Annotated in this window: 17 protein-coding genes; 6 read left to right on the top strand and 11 right to left on the bottom strand. The window is 45.4% G+C overall.

Annotation, left to right across the window (positions count from 1 at the left end; all coding sequences use genetic code 11):
• Nucleotides 1–56 precede the first annotated feature (56 nt).
• From AB5Z12_RS08955 to AB5Z12_RS08985, 7 genes are all read right to left on the bottom strand, one after another.
• A complete protein-coding gene (locus AB5Z12_RS08955) occupies nt 57–485 on the bottom strand; it encodes an ECF-type sigma factor (RefSeq protein WP_148462647.1) in 429 nt (142 codons plus the stop codon).
• Nucleotides 486–885: 400 nt separating this feature from the next.
• Nucleotides 886–1,305, bottom strand: coding sequence for a metal-dependent transcriptional regulator (locus AB5Z12_RS08960; protein ID WP_148462648.1), 420 nt, complete (start codon nt 1,303–1,305; stop codon nt 886–888).
• An 11-nt stretch (nt 1,306–1,316) separates the two neighbouring features.
• Nucleotides 1,317–3,053, bottom strand: coding sequence for an ABC transporter ATP-binding protein (locus AB5Z12_RS08965; RefSeq protein WP_148462649.1), 1,737 nt, complete (start codon nt 3,051–3,053; stop codon nt 1,317–1,319).
• Nucleotides 3,054–3,066: 13 nt separating this feature from the next.
• Nucleotides 3,067–4,812, bottom strand: coding sequence for an ABC transporter ATP-binding protein (locus AB5Z12_RS08970; protein ID WP_148462650.1), 1,746 nt, complete (start codon nt 4,810–4,812; stop codon nt 3,067–3,069).
• Nucleotides 4,809–6,281: an ABC transporter ATP-binding protein gene (locus tag AB5Z12_RS08975; protein WP_148462651.1), complete on the bottom strand. Its 1,473-nt coding sequence runs from the start codon at nt 6,279–6,281 to the stop codon at nt 4,809–4,811. Before AB5Z12_RS08975 ends, AB5Z12_RS08970 begins: the two co-directional genes overlap by 4 nt.
• Nucleotides 6,282–6,293: 12 nt before the next feature.
• The gene (locus AB5Z12_RS08980) at nt 6,294–7,034 is read right to left on the bottom strand and encodes an energy-coupling factor transporter transmembrane component T (RefSeq protein WP_148462652.1); all 741 of its coding nucleotides are present in this window, start codon (nt 7,032–7,034) and stop codon (nt 6,294–6,296) included.
• Nucleotides 7,034–7,618 carry an MptD family putative ECF transporter S component gene (locus AB5Z12_RS08985; RefSeq protein ID WP_148462653.1) on the bottom strand — a complete coding sequence of 195 codons (585 nt, stop codon included), beginning with the start codon at nt 7,616–7,618 and terminating at the stop codon, nt 7,034–7,036. Before AB5Z12_RS08985 ends, AB5Z12_RS08980 begins: the two co-directional genes overlap by 1 nt.
• Before the next feature lie 207 nt (nt 7,619–7,825).
• Between AB5Z12_RS08985 and AB5Z12_RS08990 the strand changes: the two genes are divergently transcribed.
• Nucleotides 7,826–8,827: an AraC family transcriptional regulator gene (locus AB5Z12_RS08990; protein ID WP_148462654.1), complete on the top strand. Its 1,002-nt coding sequence runs from the start codon at nt 7,826–7,828 to the stop codon at nt 8,825–8,827.
• A 259-nt stretch (nt 8,828–9,086) separates the two neighbouring features.
• Complete coding sequence (locus AB5Z12_RS08995) at nt 9,087–10,163, top strand: transposase (RefSeq protein WP_368368614.1); 1,077 nt, start codon at nt 9,087–9,089, stop codon at nt 10,161–10,163.
• 151 nt (nt 10,164–10,314) lie between these two features.
• Here the strand turns inward: AB5Z12_RS08995 and AB5Z12_RS09000 are convergent, their stop codons facing one another.
• The 3 genes from AB5Z12_RS09000 to AB5Z12_RS09010 form a co-directional block, all read right to left on the bottom strand.
• Nucleotides 10,315–10,644, bottom strand: a complete 330-nt coding sequence (locus tag AB5Z12_RS09000) for a hypothetical protein (protein WP_148462655.1) — start codon at nt 10,642–10,644, stop codon at nt 10,315–10,317.
• Nucleotides 10,645–10,832: 188 nt separating this feature from the next.
• Complete coding sequence (locus AB5Z12_RS09005) at nt 10,833–11,426, bottom strand: TetR/AcrR family transcriptional regulator (protein WP_148462656.1); 594 nt, start codon at nt 11,424–11,426, stop codon at nt 10,833–10,835.
• Between the two features lie 231 nt (nt 11,427–11,657).
• Complete coding sequence (locus tag AB5Z12_RS09010) at nt 11,658–12,200, bottom strand: group II intron maturase-specific domain-containing protein (RefSeq protein WP_243284063.1); 543 nt, start codon at nt 12,198–12,200, stop codon at nt 11,658–11,660.
• 230 nt (nt 12,201–12,430) lie between these two features.
• Here AB5Z12_RS09010 and AB5Z12_RS09015 point away from each other — a divergent pair, with 230 nt between their 5' ends.
• On the top strand, nt 12,431–12,667 hold the full coding sequence (locus AB5Z12_RS09015; RefSeq protein ID WP_173736141.1) for a DUF6061 family protein: 237 nt from the start codon (nt 12,431–12,433) through the stop codon (nt 12,665–12,667).
• Between the two features lie 471 nt (nt 12,668–13,138).
• Here AB5Z12_RS09015 and AB5Z12_RS09020 read toward each other — a convergent pair whose 3' ends face one another.
• A complete protein-coding gene (locus tag AB5Z12_RS09020; RefSeq protein WP_148462659.1) occupies nt 13,139–14,110 on the bottom strand; it encodes an AraC family transcriptional regulator in 972 nt (323 codons plus the stop codon).
• Between the two features lie 181 nt (nt 14,111–14,291).
• Here AB5Z12_RS09020 and AB5Z12_RS09025 point away from each other — a divergent pair, with 181 nt between their 5' ends.
• Genes AB5Z12_RS09025 through AB5Z12_RS09035 form a run of 3 tightly spaced genes read left to right on the top strand, consistent with a single transcriptional unit; the run spans nt 14,292 to nt 17,091 of the window.
• The gene (locus AB5Z12_RS09025; protein ID WP_008688119.1) at nt 14,292–14,900 is read left to right on the top strand and encodes an MptD family putative ECF transporter S component; all 609 of its coding nucleotides are present in this window, start codon (nt 14,292–14,294) and stop codon (nt 14,898–14,900) included.
• Entirely contained in the window at nt 14,897–15,622 is a 726-nt protein-coding gene (locus AB5Z12_RS09030; RefSeq protein ID WP_148462660.1) for an energy-coupling factor transporter transmembrane component T, read from the top strand. The genes AB5Z12_RS09025 and AB5Z12_RS09030 overlap by 4 nt, the downstream gene beginning before the upstream one ends.
• Entirely contained in the window at nt 15,619–17,091 is a 1,473-nt protein-coding gene (locus AB5Z12_RS09035) for an ABC transporter ATP-binding protein (protein ID WP_148462661.1), read from the top strand. Before AB5Z12_RS09030 ends, AB5Z12_RS09035 begins: the two co-directional genes overlap by 4 nt.
• Nucleotides 17,092–17,095: the final 4 nt, after the last annotated feature.

The raw sequence follows: 17,095 nt of genomic DNA on the forward strand, positions 1-17,095 counted from the left end.
AAAATGATAAGCAGGGTGGAGTTTGTTATCACACCCTGCTTTGTGATTATAATGAATTATTCAAAGATCTTCTTCACTTTTTCTTTCAGCCTGTCCATGCGTCTGTAAACCGCCTTTTCGGTAATCTTCAGATACCTGGCAATTTCATGAGTGCTATACCCCTGGATCTTCATCAGAACGATCTGCAGGGTAAGCCTGTCCACTGTGATCAGTACATGATACAATTCCTGATTTTCAATATGATCCAAAAAATCCTGTACTGTTTTCGGTTCTGCCTGATCTGTGGATGCTGCAACAGTATCAAGGTATGTACCTGTTTCCTGCACACGTTCATAATATCGTCTGTCTGAATTAAATGCCTGACGGTCATAAAGACGGATTACTTCAATTATATCTTCAGAAACACCGCTGTCTCTTAAAATCTTTTCTTCTTTCTCTTTCCAGAGCTTCCATTTGCGCTCTGCTTTTCCATGGTTATATGCCATTTTCCTTACCTCCAATCTGATTTGTTTGAACATTCAGATTGGAAAGGGTGGAGAACGGCAGCCAATACCGGAAGAAGCCTTGTCCTTTTTCCCAACAAATATCGACAAACAAAAAACCGCAAAGGCTGTTAAACCTTTGCGGCAGTGAGAAAAATAAGAACTACGTTGTAGATATAAAACTTCTACATTAGGGGCGTGAGAGTGCCACCAACAGCAGAAGATTTTTTTGACAGGCTATCCTCATTCCTGTATGAAATTATGTAGGTAGTTGCTGCTGTGGATAAGCAGCGGGGCGGCTGAAGCAGACCAGCACATAAAAAATCCCTCCAAACTCAAAACGGGTTCAGAGGGAAGATGTGTAATAAGGCATGATGAAGCCGCCCACCGAAACACCGTTTTTTTATTCGGTGGGCTTATCCTTTATCTCTTTTGACCGGGCAGAAATCTCGTTTTCCTGCTTTCTAAAAACCGCCTCTTTCAACCTTTCAAAACTTTCATTACTGATCACATGTTCTATCCGGCAGGCATCGACTTCTACAGTTTCAGGATCAACACTTGCTGCGATAAGCTGTTCCGTAAAGAAGCAATGACGTTCATAAATCTTTTCGGCCACCTCCCGGCCTACATCGGTCAAATGGAGAAAGTGATCTTCATCCATTGTGAGAAAGCCGCCATCCTTCAGAGTGTTGACCGCCACACAAACACTCGGTTTTGACACTCTCATGTGCCGGGCAACATCTACGGAGCGCACCATGCCAAGTTTCTTATGGAGAACAAGGATGGTTTCCAGATAGTCCTCCCCGGACGCATGAAGTTTCATCGCTACCTCCTTTACTGCACCAGTTTCCAGCCGATGGCCTCCTGTCTGGCCGTCACAAAGTCGGCATACAAGCCCTTCTGCTGGATCAGCTCCGCATGAGTGCCGCTCTGGACAATGTGAGCATTGTTTAACACGAGGATTTGATCAGCGCTGCGAACGGTTTTCAGGCGATGGGCAATCATAATAATGGTCTTGTCATGAGTCAGTGCCTCGATAGCCCGCTGCAATTCGTCCTCATTCTCCGGGTCAACGCTGCTAGTTGCCTCGTCCAAAATAATGATAGGCGTATTTTTCAGCATGGCGCGAGCGATGGAGATGCGCTGCTTTTCACCACCAGACAAAGTGCCGCCGCCCTCGCCGATCACAGTATCATAACCCTCCGGCAGAGCAGAAATAAAGTCATGGCAGCAAGCCTTTTTCGCCGCTTCAACCACCTGCTCATGGGTGGCGTCCGGGCAGCCAAACTTGATATTATTTTCAATCGTATCTGCAAACAGGTACACGCTCTGGAACACCATCGAGATATTCTTCATCAGACTGTCCAGTTTGAAATCCCGTACATCTTTGCCGCCAACCGTAATTCTCCCGGCGTCTACATCCCAAAACCGGGCAATCAGGTTGCACATAGTCGTCTTGCCAGAACCGGACGGGCCGACAATGGCAGTGGTCGTTCCGGCAGGGATCGTAAAGCTGACATGATCCAGAATTTTTCGGTCTGCATAGGAAAAGTCCACATTATCAAATATAATTTCCGAGGATGCCGGAACCACATCCGCCCCCTTTTCATCCATGACCGGCGTATCGTCAATAGAGTTTGCCGTATCCATAGAAGCCGCCAGCATTTGCAGCAGGGAGGCCATGTTTCCGGCGTTTTCCAGATCATTGAATACCATAAAGGAAGCGACCACCAAAATCACGCCATAGGCCAATGACAGGGAACCGTTCAGCCAGAAGTAAATGGAGGCCAGGGGCAGCAAAACACTGAACACCCGGACAACAACCTGTTTCAGGGCATCATAGGGGACACTGGCTTTTGTCAGTTTCAAATTGTCCCGGCAGCTTGCCTTGATTGCGCTGTCAATGGACTGTGTGCTGTCCTTCTCCATACCGAAGGCTTTCACGATCCCCATCCCCTGGATATACTCCAGGACGGATTCCACAAGGCTTTCCTGTGTATGCTGCCGTACTCCGCTTAAGCATGCAGATTTACGGAGCGCAAGCTCCGCCGCTGCAAGATAAAGCAGGACGCCGATAGCGGCAATCAGACCGATCCTCCAGTCAAAAACCAGCAGGACGATGACAAGCGCCACCGAATTGAAAAATCCGCCCAACACAGATACCAGCACACGCGCCGCCGAATTTTCCACATCCCCTAACGTGGTGGTAACGATAGCGGTAATGTTCCCGATACTGTTCTTGTTAAAATATCCCATCGGGATGTAACGCAGCCGGTCTCCGATGTGGATACGCTTTTCCGCCACCATACAGTAGCCGGTTTCCGTCTGCTCCATCGTGGAGAAATATGTCGTGATGATCCTTCCAACCAGGGAAACAGCCATGATGCCCAAAGAAATCCAGATAAACCGGCTGTCCCGGTTATCGGATACCAGCGCCTCCACCACGATAAAGAGGGCGGCAAACTGTAAAGCCGCAAACAGGCCGGAGAGGAACGCAAACAGCAGGGATTTTTTCAGCAGTCCCTCTTTGCTGCCAGCAAACGCAATAATTTTTTTCAATGTTCCATACATTTGACACCCCCCCTTACATCTGATCCTTTGCGCCGATATGCGCCTGCCACATATCCCGGTAAAGAGGACAGGTTTCCAGTAACTTATCATGCGTTCCCTGGGCATGGATAGTTCCATCCTTGACCACCACAATATTGTCCGAACCGATAATGGTAGACAGGCGATGGGCAATCACGATCAGCGTTTTACCCACTGTCAGGGCAGAGATTGCTTTCTGCACAACTGCCTCATTCTCTGGATCGATATATGCAGTCGCCTCGTCCAAAATGACCACAGGGGCGTCCTTCAGCATGGCGCGGGCAATGGCAATCCTCTGCCGCTCACCGCCGGAAAGATGGGAACCGGCGCTGCCGACAACGGTATCATACCCTTGATCCAACTTGCGGATAAAGGTGTCACAGCCACTTTGTTTTGCTGCCTGCTCCACCTCCGCATCTGTGGCGTCCGGCCTGCCCATGCGGATATTTTCCCGGATGCTGCGGTTAAACAGGTAATTATCCTGCGATACATAGGAAATCTGGGCGGCAATTTCAGACAGCGGTATCTCCTTCAGTTCATGGCCGCCCAGGGTAATACTGCCAGACGTAACATCCCAATACCCAGCGATCAGCTTCGCCACGGTAGATTTGCCGGAACCGGACGGTCCTACAAGGGCGGTCATGGTTCCCGGCTGGATGGAAAGGCTCACATCATGCAACACTTCGTTTTCCCCATCATAGGAAAAGGAAACATGGTCGAGTCCGATACTGGTATCTGCCAGATTTACCGGCGTATCTTTATGATCCAGTTCTTCCGCGTTCAATAGCTGGCTGATTTCCTCCACATTGGTTCCCAGTACAGCCAGGTCATCCGTAAAAGTAAAGACGGACATGATCGGCCCCACAAGCCCCAGGGAGAAAATCACAATGGAGAGGAACGCAGATAATTCCAGGCTGCCGGACAGCCAGAAGGCAAACCCACAAGGCAGCACACAGATCAGCACTGAGGGAAGGATCGCATTGTAGGCACTCATGGTTTTCTGGTTTTCCCGCATCCATTCCACATAGTAATTCGCATTGTAATTCACGGCGTCCGAATATTTCTTGTATGAACCGGCCGACTGGCTGAACGCCTTGACAACTTCAATCCCGCCGATATATTCCACAATGGCGTTCGCCATATCTTTCCCGGCTTTGACCGCGCCCTCCCATTTCTTTGGGTAACTCATCATACCGACAGACATTACGGCAAGACCGACTACCAGCGTAACAAGGGACAACAGCGCCATGCGCCAGTCCATAATGAAAAGATACACGACAATTACCACCGGAACCAGGATGTTTGCGGTCATCTGCGGGATGAGATGTGCAAACGTGGATTCCATCCCTTCCACCCGGTCAACAATCGTTGTTTTATACTGACCGGACGGAGTATCCAGGATCGTCCCCATCGGAACGCGGGCCATTTTCCCTGTCAGCCTCCCCCGGATATCCCGCAGCGTGTAATAGGCCGCTGTATGGGAAATAGTCGTTGACAGACTGGAAAACAGCACTTTCCCCAGGTAGCCGCAAAGTGCGACCATGCAAGCTGTCACATAACGGGAAAAATCCTGCTCCCCGTCCAACATCATTGTGACGATATGCGCCACACAGAAATAAGGCACCATCTGACAGGCAATGCCCAAAACCGCAAGGACGACGCTGCCGATGAATTTCCCGTGATACGGTTTGCCCCAGCCCAATAAAACACTTATTGGCGACGCTTTCTTTTCTTCCTTCATTTTTCAGATCCCCCCTTTATGAAGTATTCTCTTATTTTTCTGAGGCCATCTTCATCCATTCCGTACTGGTCGATAATCGAACCATCCTCAAGATGAATGATGTCCGTACAGCAATCTAAAATCAGTTCCAGGTCATGGGTAATGACATACACAGTGATTCCGGCATCCCTGACCTGCCGCAATACATTTGCAACCTCTTTCATATGCCTGTAATCAAGGCCGCTGGTCGGTTCATCAAAAAACAGGATCGAGCGTTTTGAAGCGATTACCGAAGCAATCGCAACCCTTTGTTTCTGGCCACCGGACAGGGACATGGGATGCCTGTCCTTAAAATCCAGTAAATCTAACCGACTTAGGATTTCTTCTGCTCGCTTCTGGTTTGCTTCCTCCATACTGATCAGCACTTCATCAAGGACCGACTCGGTGAAAAGCTGATGATTTACCTCCTGCATGACCATATAGCAGGTATTCAGCCGGTCTTTCGGACGGTATTTCTTTCCGTTCCAGACAATCTCCCCACAGCGCTTCTCCAAGCCGCAGAAACAGCGTGAAAAAGTGGATTTCCCGGCGCCGTTATTCCCGATAATTCCAACGATCCGGTTCGTAGGGATTTCACAATCCATGATATGTAAGGTTTCCGGTTCGTTTTTATAGGCAAAGTGGAAATTACGAAGCGCAAGGGCGGTCTTTGCCTGCTGCGGTAAAACCGGAGGCAGGAGACGCCCCAAAGCAAACGTGCGCAGTCCCATATCGGAACGCTGCTGCTCCGTGAGCTGCTCAAATTCTGCCGCAGAATAATCATGACTCACCTGCCCGTCTGCCAGATAGATAAACCGATCCGCTAGACCGCGAAGATAATAAAGCCGATGTTCCGATACAATGATTGTTTTCCCCTGCGATTTCCAAAACGCAAGAATCTTTCTCAGATCAAGGATGGAAGCCGCATCCAGGTTAGATGAGGGTTCGTCCATAACGAGAACATCCGGTTCCATAATGGATACCCCGGCACAGGCAATCTTTTGTTTCTCCCCGCCAGATAAGTGGAAGATATTACGGTCCATCAGCTTCTCCAGCCGGAAGTCCCGAACCGTTTTTGCCAGCCGTTCCCGGATGTCTTTTTCTGGCTGTCCAAGATTTTCGCAGCCAAATGTAATTTCACTGGTGGTATCCACATTGAAAAACTGGGACCGGGGGTTTTGAAACACGCTGCCCACAACTGCAGCTGTATCGTAAAGGGGCTGTTCGGAAACCTTGGCTCCATTTACCCATACTTCTCCCGTCATCTTTCCCTCATAATAATGGGGGATCAGTCCATTAATCAGGCGGGTGACCGTAGTTTTTCCACACCCACTTTCACCGCAAAGGACAACAAACTGACCATCCTCTATATTTAGATCAATATCCCGAACACCGCCGGTATTTTCATTCTCTTCTCCATAAGAAAATGAAATATGGTCAATCTTTATCATAAGCTCACCCCCTTAAAAAGAAAAATACTGTCCCAGCAAAAACAGAGCGAAACATAAAGCACAGAGCAGGATCGCAATCATGTCCTGAACATGAAAACCAATCTGACATACGTTAGTCCGTTTGACCGGAGCGCCAAGCCCCCGCGTCAGTGCAGCGGCGGAAAGTTCATCTCCGATTTTCACAACAGACACCATCAGCGGTACAAGACGGTATTCCACCATCAAAAATGGATTTTTCCCTCCAAACCGGATACCCCTCATTTTCATTGCATCACTGATCGCCTGGTATTCTTCGCTGATCGTAGGGAAAAAACGAAAAATAACAGACAAAGGGATGACGATTTTCTCTGTCAGGTGCATACGTTCCATCGAACCGATAAACTCACTGACTGAGGTGGAGGAAAGCAGCCAGGCCCCCGTCATAATACCAGGGGCAAACCGCGTCATAATGGATGTCATCGCCAAAACCACAAAGGACAGCAGATCGCTTAATGTCGTCAGCGCTATGCGTTCCAGTGCAAAGCAGGCGAGATATAAAAGCAGGTATTTGCCTGCCGTTTTGAAGCGGCGTTCCGACAGGATCAGCACAAAGGGGATTAGGCTTAACACAGGTTTTACAAAATTCATAATCCCTTCGTTGCCGGTGCTGAACATCAATGTAGTAACCGTCAACAGCAAAATCAACTTCGTACGCGGGTCGAGCCGGATTCCTTTCCTTTTGTCCGTTGTGGCGGAAAAGGATACCCCCTCCATTATGCGATGCCCGCTTTCGCAAAATGTTTTTTCAGAAGCGTTTTTCCAAGCAGTCCGCCCAAAATGGCAAAGACAAAAATCCCGGCAACCACAAGGATAATGCTCCACATCGGCATAACCGCCATTACCCGGTCGGCATATTCCTCCCCGAAGCTGGCGGCAAAGCTGGCCCAGGAGTCCTCGACCATAAAATACATCGGAATATATGTACCTACCATCCACAGGCTAAATACAGCATAACCAAGGATGCTTTTCTTTGCACTTTTATAGTCGCCGGATTTCAAAATGAGATCCCCAAGCAGGCCGAAAATCAGTCCCACAGGAACACCCCAAAATCCCATGCCGGTAAGTCCCATCAGCAGGCCGCTCAAAACACCCATGATTGTAACCATGCCGAATTTCTTAACCCTTGTTAGGAACAGCATGAAAGGGATACCGGTAATCAGCGACCACAGGCTTCCGAGAACAGGAAGAAAGATCGGGACAAACCCAATCGGAATGGCGACACAGCAACCAATGACAAAGTAAAGAACCGTGAACAGACCAAGGTTAATGAGGTCTTTTGCTTGTAACTTGTTATTCATGATGAATACCTCCACATTCGTTTTTTAGTTAGCATCTTCTAACCTTTTATAGGATAGCATAGTACCGGCTGATTCTCTACAACCAATCATCTTTTTAGCTCCAAACAGCACCGAGTTTTTCTGTTGACTGACTTTGACTGTGATCTTATAATAGAAGTGCAAGGCTCAAACAGAGCGGTTAACAGACCAAATGACAGGAGTTAGAAAATGAAGATAGATGAAATTATCAAGAAAAGCATTGAAATTCCAGGTATATCTATAAAACGGGGCGAATTTAGCGCAGAACTCATTTTAAAGGAGAGAGACGGGAAAGGTTCCATGACTTTTTTCCCTCTGTTCCCAGGAGTTACATTGGCTTATATTTTTGTGAACTCTCCTGCCTGGACAGCCCCAGACTTTCACGATAATGGCTCCATGGAAACAGGACCTTTGCTCTTAAATTACTGTGTAACAGGACGATGCGAACTCATCCTGAATAACGGAAACTTTGTGTATGTGAAAGATGGGGAGATATCCTTAACCGAACGATTCGCCAGACAGCAATACGTTTATCCCCGCCGAATCTATGAAGGAATTGAGTTTTTTGTGGATATGGATACCGTAAATGCTCAAAGCTCCTGGGTAGAGGCTGAATTTGATATTGATTTCCACAGACTCAGAGATCTTTACTGCCCGGATGGGGGTACTTATATTGCGTCGGTTACGACTGAGATAGAAGAAGTCTTAAAAAAGCTGTGGTCATTACTGGATATTTCTGTTCCGCTGGCAATCCCACAAATGAAAATCTATACCCTTGCCCTGTTTTCACTGCTTCAAAATCTGAAAGAAATACCACCTTCCCAAGCCTGCACATTCTTCACAGAAACACAGGTAGACATTGCAAAACGTGTGGAAAAAATCATCACTTCTGATCTGCGCCAACACCATCCCGCGTGGGAACTGGCTGCACAGTTTTCCGTCAGTGAAACCAGCCTGAAGAACTACTTTCGGGGAGTTTATGGTCAAAATATATCAATTTATTTACGTGAAGTTCGTATGCAACGAGCTGCTGAATTACTCACTACTACAAACCTATCTGTATCGGAAATTGCAGAACAAGTTGGTTATTTGAATCAAAGCAAGTTTTCTTCGGCATTTAAGAAGCAGTTCAACGCTTCGCCATTAGAATTTAAGCGCCGCAAAAATTTAGAGAGAAATACTTCCAACTGACGGGTTCTAACATTTTTCACAATAAATAGTTTTATTAGAAACTCATGACAAATGAAGTCAGAGTCATTTCTTATATTATAGGAAGTGACTCTGATTATTATAATTTACACCACTTTACAACTTTTTCATAAAAAAATATCGCACAGGGCTTTCTGATGTATAATGAATTTGCTGAAAACATTACAAAGGAAAGTGACCCTGTACAACAAAAGCATTATACAACGAAAAAACTCTGATTGGTAGACTTCATCAATATTTTTTGATTTATTTTGAAACTTTTTCTGTTCCGACAGCAGATACCTTATTTTTGCTGATATTATCCATACTGGCCTTAGAATCCGCACATTCCATCCGGTTTCTATATCAGCATTTTTTATCCAGAATAACGGAGAAATCACTGAATGTATTTTATTATGCGTGTTCCTATGCAAAGGTTGATTATTCCAGATTTATGAATACTACTGTCAGGATTGTTTTGAAGCTGATACCGGATTCATTGCAGACGCAGCCTGTATTTCTGTGCGTGGATGATACGATGGTATCTAAATTTGGCACAAAATTTGAAAATGTTTCAAAACTGTTTGACCATGCCGCACACAACGGTTCCAACTATCTGAATGGACACTGCTTTGTGAGTGTCATGCTCTGCGTACCTGTCTGGAATGGGGATAAAGTATATTATCTTTCCGTTCCTCTTGGCTATCGTATATGGCAGAAAAAAGAGTCTAAACTGGAACTGGCAGCCTCCATGATCCGGCAGGTTATGCCTGAATTTCACAGCAAAGATCATGTCATCATCCTTTGTGACAGCTGGTATACAAAACAGAACCTGATATCCATCGTTGATGAATATCCGAATCTGGATCTGATTGGCAGTGCAAGGATTGATTCTGTCATGTATGATCTTGCACCTGCACGGACCGGTCATCGGGGATGTCCTGCCAAACATGGAAAACGTCTTTCTGTTGAAACAGAGTTTACGTTTTCCAATGAAAAGACCGGTGATTATTATACCGGTGTCCGCCGGGTTCTCACTAAGATCTTCGGCAACAAGGAAGTCCTTGCCTATGTCACTGCCACAGAAAAAGAACATGGTACAAAACGACTGTTTTTCAGTACCATTTTCCCGGAAGATCTGCAGATTTTCTGTGCATGGCAGGAAAAAGCACCATTGAATCAGACCGGAAGTGACCGTATGAAATACATTCCACTGTTGCTATATTCGTTTCGCTGGAATATTGAAACAAGCTACTATGAACAGAAAACGTTCTGGTCTTTTTGTAACTATATGGTGAGAAGCTGCAAAGGAATTGAAATGCTGGTCAAATCTGATTAACATCAGTTACTGCGCCATGAAGATTCTACCCTATCAGAACGAACGTGGCGATAAAAATACCTGTCTGGAATTTCATCCTACAAATTCCAAACAGGTATCGTATGTTTTATCTCTTATTATTCTTTAGACTCCATATCATATCCGCCAATCATCAGATCAATGCCACAATTCCCCCGACAATCACTGCCAGCGGCAGACTCATTACCAGACTGAGGAAGAACCACTTCCAGTGGAATGCATAATCATGATACGCTTCTGTCATATCCTCTGTTCCCGGAATCACCCACCATGTTCCATGACAGAACCAGATACTGTCGATCACCAGTGCATCAAACAATGAAAATGCGTTAAAAAATATATAAGACTGTATGAATCCTGCCCCAAATGTATACTGCTTATTCACTCCACAGGTAATCACAATACTCAACACGATCATTCCAATCAGTCCAATAACTTTGTTCCTTTTCGCATTTGCATTCATCTCTTCCTGTGTCGTAATTCCTCTCTCAATTGCACGTTTCTGAATTGCCGGCGGATAATTATAAAGCTACTTCCTTGCCCCCTGCACTTTGAACAACCCCAGCATGAAAACCGAATATACCAGACTATAAACAATTGCTTCTACTACTATCTTTGCTGCCATCTTATTCACTTCTCCCTTCCTTCTCTTTACTTTTCATCCTGTATAACCATATAGTTGTATATACATTCGAATATCATATCGACATTCGTCTCAAACACCTCATCAATGAAAGTATCTCTGTTCTGTGCCATGCTGTAAATGGTTTTGAAAAAATTAATGATAATCCGGATATCAAGGTCCGGGCGGATACCATCTATACAGGCCAGATACTGCTGCACTTCCAGTTCATCGTGTTCCTTGCTGAACAATCCGTCTTTTGTCCTGTGCGATTTTAACCATACCCAGTCATCCAGCGTAAATTCCATTAAAATATTATTTTCTTTCCGGAATGATTCCCGGAAAATCCGGACTGCCTGTTCCAGAGTAAGTTTTCCATAAGATTTCACTCCTGAAATCATCTGCTCCTTCCAGACTTTCTCCTGTTCTTCGATCAAGGCTGACACATATGTTTCCTTTGATTCAAAGAAATGATAAAAGGTTCCTGTTGCAATCTCTGCTCTTTCTGCAATCAGGGATACTTTCATCTTCTTCAATCCTACTTCACGGATCAGATCATAGCCAATCGTAAGCAGACTGTTTCGAATTACTTTTCGCTGTTCTTCTGTAAAATTGGCTGGCATTTTATTCCCCCTATCATATACGCCAGTGAATATTTTATTATTTTATTCACTGCAATAAATATACCACTGGAAAGAACTCCAGACAAGTATTACTATATTTTATGAGAAAAATTATCTTTTTCCTATACATGGTAGAGTAGGCGGATGAAATTTTCATCCGCCCCTCATCAAACCGTGCATGAGGTTCTCCCTCACACGGCTTTCCGACATTCTTCTTTCTACAGCATTACGTCATGCTCTAGCCATTTTCTTTAATCCTTTTTCATAAATGCTATTTCTTACAAATCCCACCTTTGACATACGATTACGTCTCTGGTGTTTCTTGTTATACCATCTTGTAAAAGTGCAAATAATGTACCAGTCTAGAGCCTGCATCCACTTTTCGTTTCTCTTGGTGGAATAATAATTCTTCCATCCTGTGATTTTCGGATTCAGATTCTTTATTAAATCCTCTTCCTTTGCAACTAGCAGACTTCGTCTATTTACATTCCTCTTGACTTCGGCTTTCATTTTCTTCATGGCTTTTCTGTTTGGGTACTGATACGTTTCCTTGTACAGTTGTCCTTTGCGTGTTTCCGTTGTCATTCTTCTGTGGTGCATTCCGAGAAAGTCAAATCCCTCTTTTCCGTCCCACATGCTGACTATCTTTGTTTTCACTGGATGTAGCTTTAAATCCAGTTTTACCATGATATACTGCAATAAATTCAGTGCGTGATTTGCACTTTTCTTATTCTTGCAAATGATTACCGTATAACTGTTATATTTTGTTATCAAATTCTCTGTAAACCCTTGAAAACACTGGATTTGTCGCAGGTGAGATTTCCCTTATTGTTTCCCTTGTGTTATATCTTCCCATATAAGTTTACGAACTCTGATAAGGGAAAATACAAGGGCAAGAAAATTATATAAAACAGTATAACACAAAATAAAAGTGACATGGTGAACTGATTGAAATGCTTCTGATTTTTGAAACTGATGATTGAGCGATAAGGAGATAAGATACGATGAGAACAATATTTGCAGAATACAATCCACAGTGCAACAGTATTGATGTTTATACCAGTGCAGGCTATATGCTTCGCATTGACTGTTGGGAAGCAGAAAAGAATTTAAGAACCACACCCGGATCAGATTGTGCTTTGACGTCTCTTGCAATTGATGAACCATTAGAATATGCAAGGTTATATCTTGATGGAAATTTGCAGATGTGGGTAGATGCAGAAGATTCTTTAGAACTTTAATAGTTAAAAGGCATAGGGTAGATATTCGTAGCAGCAGACATTGTAGGAATATGTATAAACTGGCATGTATGCGGTGCTGTGGGAAAGAATCTGTCCTTATCTGCCTGATAGAGCGAGTCGGTGGCAGTCTTATCCGCTCATCTATGAGCCGTTTTTCATCCTCCGTGACATAAAAATTCATCTAGATATTCCGTTTTCGGTTCGCCATGCACTGTCTCCGTTCTTCATAAGAGTTTGGGATAATCCTAACAAGCATTCTTCATTTTCGGGCAAGAAACCTGAAAATACGAAAAATCGCAAGCGTGTATTCGCTTGCTGTGCTTTCCATCGAAGCCTTACCTTCTATTTTCTATCTACTAAATACTACAATCTGGAAAATGGTAAAATGGCTGTATCCGAAAAGGAAAATAGAAAAATGCCACGACTGAACCTCCGTTATAGAGTGATCTGTCGTGGCATTGCATTGTGAATTTATTTTTGCTGAGCCATTTTCCGATACTCAATGGGCAGGAGTCCCGTACTCTTACGAAACAATTCCGCAAACCGGCTAGAAGTAGAGTAGCCGATCATTTCCGCAATCTGTCCTATCGTGAAATCCGTATCAATCAGCAAATGCTCTGCCTGGCTCATGCGGCGCTGTTGAATATACTCTGTGATTGTGCAGCCCTGCAGCTGCTTAAAAGATGTTTTCAGCTTGGTGGTTCCCATACAGGCGATTTTTGCAAGCCGCTCCAATGGGATATCAAACGCATAGTGGTCATTGAGATAAGCAGTCACATTTTCCAATTGTGCTATATCCTGGTCGGATAGATGTTTCTCCTTGCGGGAGAGAATTTTTTTCTGTTCTTCCACCACAAGGGATACGGCCTCGGCCACTTTCGCTTCATAAAATAGTCCTGCGGCAATCCCATCCCCACGGTAGACCTTTACCTCATGGAGCAGCTTTGCCATAGCCGGGAAGTCTGTGGTCTGATCAACCTGCCGGAAAGCTGCAAGTGGGCTGATATAGTCCCCCGGATATTGTTTTTGCAAATAATCCTCATAGTATGCAGGCATGACTTCGATACCAATAGACCGGATGGGGATTTTTTTATGGATGATTGCCTTGTATGGCTTATAGCCGCCAATAAAGGCTTTGATACATCCGGCAGACATCCGCCGGTAAGGATTTAATTCTTCGCCGGAGATGGATTCATACTGAGTAATACTCAGAGCTTCCGGCAAATGAAATTCCATGAAGAAATCCTCATGGAAATAAAAATCATGGATTTTAATGTCGTACAGATCTTTTTTCGCATAGACCCAGTAAAAGCCTTCTCCAAATTCAGGCAATAACTGCCAGCATTGTCCGGCAGAATTGAAGTGGTTATTGCTATCTACCGGGATAAAATGGTTATCTGTTAAAAGCGGCTCATAGTAATCCGCAATAATGTTATTGTTCAAATGACGGCCTCCTTTGCAACGATTGGACGGAGTTTTGCAACGAAAAGACGAATGTGTCTGTAATGTATTGCAGCCCACCCGTAAAGTTAGTATGATATAGGCCGTGGTTAGCAGCAACTAATCATAATATAACAGATTTCAGACGGTAGGTCAACCGTTCTTGAAAGCAGGAGGAAAAAATATGAGTAATCAAGTAAATGCAAAGGCAGGATTGTCTGTCAAGGACTTAGTAACAACGGGAATTTTTACTGCGCTTCTGTTCGTATTCATCATGGTAGGAGGCGTCTTTTTTGCTACCAACCCGGTGCTGACCTTTTTCATGCCCGCCGGGAGTGCTTTGCTTGCCGGACCAATTTATCTGCTGATGATCGCAAAAGTACATAAACGCTGGAGCGTCACGATCATGGGCGTTATCATGGCCATTATCTGGTTTGTCACTGGTATGCACTGGGCGTTTGCGTTGGGCTATCTCATTATGGCTGTCGTAGCTGATTTTGTTGCCGGTACAAAGCAGTACAAGAGCAAGAAGATCAACAGTCTGTCCTATATCCTTTTCTCCTTGGGCGGAACAGGGTCGTACCTTGTTTTCTTTGCTGATCCCCAGGGGTGGGCGCAGACCATGTTGGGAAATGGAACCGAGCAAAGTTATATCGACACCATGCAGACGACCGCAAATGCGGGAATCTTTATCGCCATGTTTGCCGCTCTCCTTGTAACAGCTTCTATCAGTGCATTTGTAGGCTGCAAAATGTTGAAGAAGCAGTTCGAAAAAGCGGGTATTACAGCATGATGGGTAACACCGTCCAGAAAGGGCTTTGGCTTGACCCGCGGGCCAAGCTCTTTCTTATTTTGATGTGTGTACTGAGTTCCATGTTCGCACCTTCTCTTACCTATCAGTTTGCGCTTGTCCTGCTGATTGCTGTATTAGGAGTGCTTTGTGGAAAGTGGAAATATGCCGTAAAAGGGGTATGCTTTTATGCGTTAGTCTGTGTACTGACAGTCTGGATCATGGCGGCTATGATGGGGACGCTGCAGACCATGTTTGTTGCGTTCCTTGGGCTATTTCACAAGGTTTACGCCTGCGGGATGCTGGCAGGGATAGTCTTGTCTACAACAAAGGTCAGCGAATTTTTATCCGCCATGAACCGAATCCATGCCCCGAAAAAATTTGTCATCACATTTGCGGTCATGCTGCGCTATATTCCAACCGTCCAGGAGGACTGGCATTTTATCAAGGACGCCATGCGGATGCGGGACGTATCGCCCTCCCTAGGCGGATTCCTTTCCCATCCGGGAATGACAGTAGAGTGTATCTATGTTCCGCTGATGATGATGGCCTCCAAGGCAGCGGACGAGCTTTCTATCGCTTCTGTTACCCGCGGGATCGAGAATCCCAATCCCCGGACCTGTCTTGTCCAGATAAAATGCGGGATTGCAGATTGGACGGCGATGTTGATTGCGGTTGCTTTCTTTATTTTTGAATTATGTAAGCGGGGAGGTGTGATCAGGTGATTGAGTTTGAAAATGTATCATTTTCTTATGAGGGACAGGAGCATGACAGTCTGCATGGAATCAGCCTGAAAATTGCAGACGGGGAATGTGTCTTGTTCTGTGGCCGCAGCGGGTGCGGAAAAACAACGGTCACAAGGCTGGTAAACGGTTTGATCCCACAATTTTACCAGGGAGAACTTCAGGGGCGCGTGCTAGTGGACGGACAGGAAATCAGTGACCTGCCCATGTATCAGATCGCTGCAAAGGTGGGGTCTGTGTTTCAAAATCCCCGGACACAGTTTTTCAATGTGGATACGGACAGTGAGATTGCCTTTGGAATTGAAAATGAAGCCAGGCCGGTAAAGGAACTGGAGGAACGGGTAGAACAGACAACAAAAGATTTGCATATTGAAAAGCTACGGAACCGAAATATTTTTGAACTGTCGGGCGGGGAAAAACAGAAAATCGCGTTTGCGTCGGTCTATGCCATGAACCCGGAAATCTATCTGCTGGACGAACCATCCTCAAATCTGGACATGGCTTCCATCCAGGAATTGAAAGAACATCTGCGGCTGATAAAGAGCCAGGGCAAAACCATTTTGATTGCGGAACACAGGCTCTATTATCTGATGGAGCTGGCAGACCACATTGTTTATCTGGAAGATGGGGAAATAGCAAGGATTTTTACGCCAGAGGAATTTCTCCGTTTGACGGAAAACGAACGGGAACACATGGGGCTGCGGGCAGTTGACCTGACAAGGGTTCTTCCTCCAGCCACCCATCCTACGGTTCTCCCTCCTACATTAGCAATCCGTGATGTTAAGCTGCGTTATAAAAAGAGGACGATTCTACACCAAATTGCTCTTTCTGTCGCAAAGGGAGAAGTCATTGGGGTTGTCGGTCATAATGGAGCCGGAAAAACCACGTTTTCCCGTGCTCTGTGCGGGCTTCATAAAGACTGTGAAGGTGAGTTCCTTTGGAATGGTCAGCCGCTAGAACACAAGTTGAGGCTGAAACGCTCTTATATGGTGATGCAGGATGTGAACTATGAATTGTTTGCAGAAAGTGTGGAGGCAGAATGTTCCTTCGGAATTCGAAACCCGGATCAGGATTTAGTAGAAACAACCATGGCGGAACTGGGGCTTACAACCTACCGGGAACGCCATCCCAACACGCTTTCCGGTGGACAGAAGCAGCGGGTGGCTGTGGCAGTCAGCATGATCTGTGGAAAAGATTTGCTGGTGTTCGACGAGCCCACCAGCGGACTGGACTTTGACAGCATGGCGCAGGTGGCGGGATTGATCAAACGGTTATCCGAACAGGGAAAAATCATTTTTATTGTCACCCATGATTTTGAATTTGTCTGCCGTACCTGCTCACGTGTCTTGCATTTTGATGAAGGGGAAATGCCGGATGACATCCCTGTTGTGATGGATTTCCTCCCAAAGATCCGGGAACTGTTCTCTGTTTCAGGGGGAAAGGAGATGTGAAGTG

The organism is Ruminococcus sp. RTP21358st1_G6_RTP21358_211008 (assembly GCF_040908885.1).
Taxonomy (GTDB): Bacteria; Bacillota; Clostridia; order Lachnospirales; family Lachnospiraceae; genus Blautia_A; species Blautia_A faecis.

Excerpts from the sequence above, each read along its gene's own strand:
- AB5Z12_RS09015 (WP_173736141.1), top strand. The coding sequence starts at position 12,431 with ATGAGAACAATATTTGCAGAATACAATCCACAGTGCAACAGTATTGAT.
- AB5Z12_RS09005 (WP_148462656.1), bottom strand. The coding sequence starts at position 11,426 with ATGCCAGCCAATTTTACAGAAGAACAGCGAAAAGTAATTCGAAACAGT.
- AB5Z12_RS08960 (WP_148462648.1), bottom strand. The coding sequence starts at position 1,305 with ATGAAACTTCATGCGTCCGGGGAGGACTATCTGGAAACCATCCTTGTT.
- AB5Z12_RS08980 (WP_148462652.1), bottom strand. The coding sequence starts at position 7,034 with ATGGAGGGGGTATCCTTTTCCGCCACAACGGACAAAAGGAAAGGAATC.
- AB5Z12_RS08990 (WP_148462654.1), top strand. The coding sequence starts at position 7,826 with ATGAAGATAGATGAAATTATCAAGAAAAGCATTGAAATTCCAGGTATA.
- AB5Z12_RS08985 (WP_148462653.1), bottom strand. The coding sequence starts at position 7,618 with ATGAATAACAAGTTACAAGCAAAAGACCTCATTAACCTTGGTCTGTTC.
- AB5Z12_RS09025 (WP_008688119.1), top strand. The coding sequence starts at position 14,292 with ATGAGTAATCAAGTAAATGCAAAGGCAGGATTGTCTGTCAAGGACTTA.
- AB5Z12_RS08975 (WP_148462651.1), bottom strand. The coding sequence starts at position 6,281 with ATGATAAAGATTGACCATATTTCATTTTCTTATGGAGAAGAGAATGAA.
- AB5Z12_RS08955 (WP_148462647.1), bottom strand. The coding sequence starts at position 485 with ATGGCATATAACCATGGAAAAGCAGAGCGCAAATGGAAGCTCTGGAAA.
- AB5Z12_RS09030 (WP_148462660.1), top strand. The coding sequence starts at position 14,897 with ATGATGGGTAACACCGTCCAGAAAGGGCTTTGGCTTGACCCGCGGGCC.
- AB5Z12_RS08970 (WP_148462650.1), bottom strand. The coding sequence starts at position 4,812 with ATGAAGGAAGAAAAGAAAGCGTCGCCAATAAGTGTTTTATTGGGCTGG.
- AB5Z12_RS08965 (WP_148462649.1), bottom strand. The coding sequence starts at position 3,053 with ATGTATGGAACATTGAAAAAAATTATTGCGTTTGCTGGCAGCAAAGAG.
- AB5Z12_RS09000 (WP_148462655.1), bottom strand. The coding sequence starts at position 10,644 with ATGAATGCAAATGCGAAAAGGAACAAAGTTATTGGACTGATTGGAATG.